This window comes from Synechococcus sp. BA-120 BA3 (genome assembly GCF_034931285.1).
Taxonomy (GTDB): Bacteria; Cyanobacteriota; Cyanobacteriia; order PCC-6307; family Cyanobiaceae; genus Cyanobium.
The window spans coordinates 1-2922 of sequence record NZ_JAYGHZ010000410.1; the positions used below are offsets into that span (position 1 = coordinate 1).

6 protein-coding genes are annotated in these 2922 nt (G+C 74.8%); 5 read left to right on the top strand and 1 reads right to left on the bottom strand.

From position 1 onward, the window contains the following. The first annotated feature begins 3 nt into the window (after positions 1 to 3). The 5 genes from VB737_RS16070 (at position 4) to VB737_RS16090 (ending at position 2654) form a co-directional block, all read left to right on the top strand. Positions 4 to 141: a DprA-like winged helix domain-containing protein gene (locus VB737_RS16070; RefSeq protein ID WP_500314442.1), complete on the top strand. Its 138-nt coding sequence runs from the start codon at positions 4 to 6 to the stop codon at positions 139 to 141. A gap of 28 nt (positions 142 to 169) precedes the next feature. Next, positions 170 to 1117: a peptide chain release factor N(5)-glutamine methyltransferase gene (gene prmC, locus VB737_RS16075; protein ID WP_500314433.1), complete on the top strand. Its 948-nt coding sequence runs from the start codon at positions 170 to 172 to the stop codon at positions 1115 to 1117. Next, positions 1114 to 1707: an L-threonylcarbamoyladenylate synthase gene (locus tag VB737_RS16080; RefSeq protein ID WP_500314435.1), complete on the top strand. Its 594-nt coding sequence runs from the start codon at positions 1114 to 1116 to the stop codon at positions 1705 to 1707. Before prmC ends, VB737_RS16080 begins: the two co-directional genes overlap by 4 nt. Continuing rightward, positions 1707 to 1859: a hypothetical protein gene (locus VB737_RS16085; protein ID WP_500314437.1), complete on the top strand. Its 153-nt coding sequence runs from the start codon at positions 1707 to 1709 to the stop codon at positions 1857 to 1859. The genes VB737_RS16080 and VB737_RS16085 overlap by 1 nt, the downstream gene beginning before the upstream one ends. A 141-nt stretch (positions 1860 to 2000) precedes the next feature. After that, complete coding sequence (locus VB737_RS16090) at positions 2001 to 2654, top strand: TMEM165/GDT1 family protein (RefSeq protein WP_500314439.1); 654 nt, start codon at positions 2001 to 2003, stop codon at positions 2652 to 2654. Positions 2655 to 2660: 6 nt separating this feature from the next. On the opposite strand, the gene VB737_RS16095 is transcribed toward VB737_RS16090, so the two are convergent. Next, positions 2661 to 2922, bottom strand: a 262-nt coding sequence (locus VB737_RS16095; protein WP_500314441.1) for a hypothetical protein, incomplete at its 5' end; no start/stop codon positions are given.

Here is a 2922-nt window from a genome sequence, read left to right on the forward strand (position 1 = left end):
GCGGTGGGGGGTGGCGCCAGCCTGGAGCAGCTGAGCCTGGCGCTCGATCGCCCCATGGCCGAGCTGATGCCCCGCCTGCTGGAGCTGGAGCTGGCCGGGCGGCTGCGGGCCGAGGCGGGCCTCTGCTGGCGTCCCTGCTGAGACCGTCGCCCCTGATTAGGCTCCCCCCATGGTTTCCCCGGCCGTCACCCCTCCGATCCCAGCCCCGAACCCGGCCCCTCTGCCGCCCGCGCCCGAGTCCCTCACACGGACGGGGGCGGAACTCCTGGAGTGGCGCCGCCGTCTGCTGGCCCGGGGCGGCGCCGCCGCCGACCTCGACTGGCTGCTGGATCTGGGCGGCGGGCTGCGCTGGAGCCAGCTGCAGGCGCTCTGGTGTCAGCCCCTGGCCACCATCCGGCTCGATCGCCCGCTGGAGGCGCTCGAAGCCCTCTGGCAGCGCCACCGCCGCACCCACGAGCCGCTGCAGTATCTGGTGGGCCGTTGCCCCTGGCGCGACCTGGAGCTACCGGTGGCCCCCGGGGTGCTGATCCCCCGGCAGGAAACGGAGCTGCTGGTGGATCTGGCCCTGGAGCTGCTTCCGGCGGCCCCCCCCATCTCCCGCTGGGCCGACCTGGGCACCGGCTCCGGCTGTCTGGCCATCGCCCTGGCCCGCAGCCTTCCCACCAGCCAGGGTTTCGCCGTCGAGGCCAGCGCCGAGGCCCAGGCCCAGGCCGGCGCCAACCTCGCCCGCTGGCACCTGCAGGGCCAGGTCACCCTGCTGGCGGGCGACTGGTGGCAGCCGTTGCAGCCCTGGTGGGGCGGGCTGGATCTGGTGGTGAGCAACCCTCCCTACATCCCCAGCGCCGCCCTGGCCGGGCTGGAGCCGGTGGTGCGCGACCACGAACCCCGGCTGGCCCTTGATGGTGGCCCCGATGGGCTGACGGCCCTCCGCTCGATTGTGGCCGGGGCCCTGCAGGCGCTCGCCCCTGGTGGCCTCCTGCTGCTGGAGCACCACCACGACCAGAGCGAGGCGGTCGGCGAGCTGCTGCGCGCCGGCGGTCTGGAGCGCCCCGGGGCCCATGCCGATCTGGAGGGCCGGGCCCGCTTCGCCAGTGCCTGGAGGCCCCGCGCCCGATGAGCGGACCCGTCGATCTGGCCAGGTGCCTGGCGGCCGGGGAGGCCGTCCTGTTCCCCACCGACACCCTGCCGGCCCTGGCCTGCCGGCCCGCCGCGGCCGACCTGCTCTGGCGCCTCAAGCAACGGCCCGCCGACAAGCCGCTGATCCTTATGGGGGCCGACCCGCCCCAGCTGATCGAGGTCCTCGCGGTGCCCTGGCAGGAGCCCTGGCTGGAGCAGGCCCGGACCAGCTGGCCCGGGGCCGTCACCCTGGTGCTGCCGATCACCGGCGCCCTCACCGACCATCTCCACCCCGGTGGCACCAGCCTCGGCCTGCGCGTGCCGGCCTGCGAGCGGGCCCGGGAGCTGCTGCGCCTCAGCGGGCCCCTGGCCACCACCAGCGCCAACCACTCCGGTCAGCCTGCGGCCACCACGGCGGCGGAGGCCGCCCGCCAGTTTCCGGGTCTGGCCCTGCTGGAGCCCCTGCCCTGGCCCCCGGGGTCGGGCCAGGCCAGCACCGTCCTGGCCTGGCGAGGGGAGGAGCGAAGCGATGATCCCTGGGCGGTGCTCCGCTCCGGGGCGGCGACGGCCCCGGCCGCAGGAGGGGCCTGATGCTGCCGCTCCTGCTGGTGGTGCTGCTGGGGGTGTCCCTCGCCCACTGGCTTCTGGTGCCCCTGGTGCATCTTGCCACCCCCATCTTCGAGCTGGCCTGGTTGGGCTGGCTGCTGCTGGCCCTCGGCCTCTGGCTGTTCGCCGGCGCCTGATGGCCCCCTGCTGACGCGCCGCCGCCCAGCGGCCGTCCGGGGCCGGCTGGCACCTAGCCTCCCCAGCGATGCTCCCGGCACCGCCCTTGCCCGCGGCCGGCCCCGTTGTCCAGCGCCGATGGAGGCGTGCCCGACGCCCCCATGACCCTTCCCCCTGCCGGTGATCCCGGCCTGGCCGCCTTCGGCTCCAGCCTCACGGCCATCACCCTGGCGGAGCTGGGCGACAAGACCTTCTTCATGGCCCTGATCCTGGCGGCCCGCCATCGCCCCCGCTGGGTGTTCCTGGGGGCCTTCGCCGCCCTCACCCTGGTCACCCTGCTCTCCCTCGGCATGGGGTACGGCCTGAGGGAATGGCTGCCCCAGGCCGTGGTTCCCTGGCTGGCGGCGGCCCTGTTCCTGGGCTTCGGCGTGAAGCTCCTGGTCGATGCCTCCCGCCTTCCGGCCGACGCGGCCAAGGAAGAGGCCCAGGAGGCCGAAGCGGCCATTGACGCGGCCGAGAGCGACGGCAGTGTCCGGGGTCCCGGCGCCGTGATCTGGGAGGCCTTCGTGCTGGTGTTCCTGGCCGAACTCGGGGATCGCACCCAGTTCGCCACCATCTTCCTGGCGGCGGCCCCGGCCTTCACCTTCGCCGGCCTGCTGGCTGGCACGCTCCTGGGCCATGCCCTGGTCACCTGGCTGGCCGTCGGCGCGGGCCAGTGGATCGGCGGCCGGATCAGCGAGAAGGTTCTGTATCGCCTCAGCGGCGGCCTCTTCCTGGCCTTCGGCCTCCTGTCGGTCCGGCAGGCGATCGGCTGAGGCCCCTCATCGGGAGGCTGGCTGCTGCAGGTCCCAGCGGAACAGGCCCCGCAGGGTGGGCTGCTGAAACGGCCCTTCCTCCATCGTCGGGGTGAAGTCCACCCGTTCGTTGACGGGAACCGTCAGCGGGCGCTCCGGTGGACCGACGGCCGGCAGGGTCTTGGCTCCGGCCTCTGGCGAGGGCCCGCCGGGATCCCCGGAGCGGGTGCGGATGCCGGGACGGCCCAGGGGCCCGGCACCGGGGCGGGCCGGGGCCCGGCCCGTATAC